The 1,277-nt window shown below is 42.5% G+C and carries 1 protein-coding gene; it reads right to left on the reverse strand.

The genetic code is table 11. The features are described 5' to 3' along the window. Nucleotides 1–46 precede the first annotated feature (46 nt). A protein-coding gene (locus JMX83_RS14895) for an IS3 family transposase (protein ID WP_201603366.1) occupies nucleotides 47–1,212 on the reverse strand; the annotation gives its coding sequence in 2 pieces (ribosomal slippage) (nucleotides 47–954 and nucleotides 954–1,212; 1,167 coding nt in all). Nucleotides 1,213–1,277 lie beyond the last annotated feature (65 nt).

A 1,277-nucleotide genomic window follows, 5' to 3' on the forward strand; every position in this document is an offset into this window, starting at 1 on the left:
TGACCCCTGCCGTCAAATCCGTACAGTTAAACTTGGGAGATTTTAGTTACGCCGCTTGACGATAATAATCAAACCACACCTGTCTTGGCGATTTATAGCTCAAGCCCTTTTGAATCCTCGTTTGGTTGTAGTACAGCTCAATATAGCCAATAATATCGTTGATCGCTGCAAACCTTGTTTTATAATCCTTATGATATACCAGCTCATTCTTTAATATGCTCCAGAAGCTTTCTATGGGTGCGTTATCAAAGCAATTACCTTTGCCACTCATTGAGCCTATAAACTGGTGCTGTTTAATGATTTTATGATACGCATGGCTACAGTATTGACTACCTCTGTCTGAGTGCACAATTAACCCTTTATTAGGTCGTTTGTTTTTGATTGCCATATTTAGTGCTTTGCAAACTAAGTCAGCAGTCATGCGTTTGTTGATAGCGTAACCGACCAACTCTTTGGTATATAAGTCCTTGACCCCTGCTAAGTACAGCCAGCCCTCATTTGTCCAGATATAAGTAATATCGCTAACCCAAGACTCATTAGGGCGACTGGTGTCAAACTTCTGATCGAGCACGTTTGGATAGACCAGTTTGTGATGATTAGAGTCAGTGGTGACTTTAAAGCGCTTATGACGACGGCATTTGATGCCAAATTCTTCTTTGATGCTTCTGACCATGTATAGACTAATATTATGTCCTTGTCCGCTTAGATACGCATGCAGACGCTCAAAACCGTAGCGTTCGAGGGTTTCACTGTGCGCGGCTTTAACCAACAACTCGCACTGATTACGATGTACCTGCTGACAGCTGATATGACGACCTAGCCAGTCATAGTAGCTTGAGGGTTTAACCTGTAGTACGCGGCACATGCTACTAATGCTAAAGACTTGCTGGTTGTCTTTGATAAAGGCGTACTTGACTAGCTGTTTTTCGCGAAGTACGCCGTCGCCTTTTTTAATATCTCTCGTTCCTCTTCGGCCACTTTAAGTTGCCGCTTGAGCTGCTTTATTTCCTGAATAGCTGCCATAAGCTCAGGATCATATTGTTCTGTGCCGATAAGTTTGCCTTGATTGGCTTTACTGTGCCAATTAGTTAAGGTCTGCATGGCGATGCCAAGCTGCTTTGCGGTCGCTGAAATATTGCCGTTGTTGTCTGCTATCTTTTTAACAGCTTCGGCTTTAAATTCGTCACTGTAGGTTCTTACTTTCTTGGTCATGATAAACTCCGATTAATACGCTTAGTTTACCAAGTTTAGTTGTACGGTTTCTTCAGCATAGCTCA

The organism is Psychrobacter piscatorii (assembly GCF_904846415.1).
Lineage (GTDB): Bacteria > Pseudomonadota > Gammaproteobacteria > Pseudomonadales > Moraxellaceae > Psychrobacter > Psychrobacter piscatorii.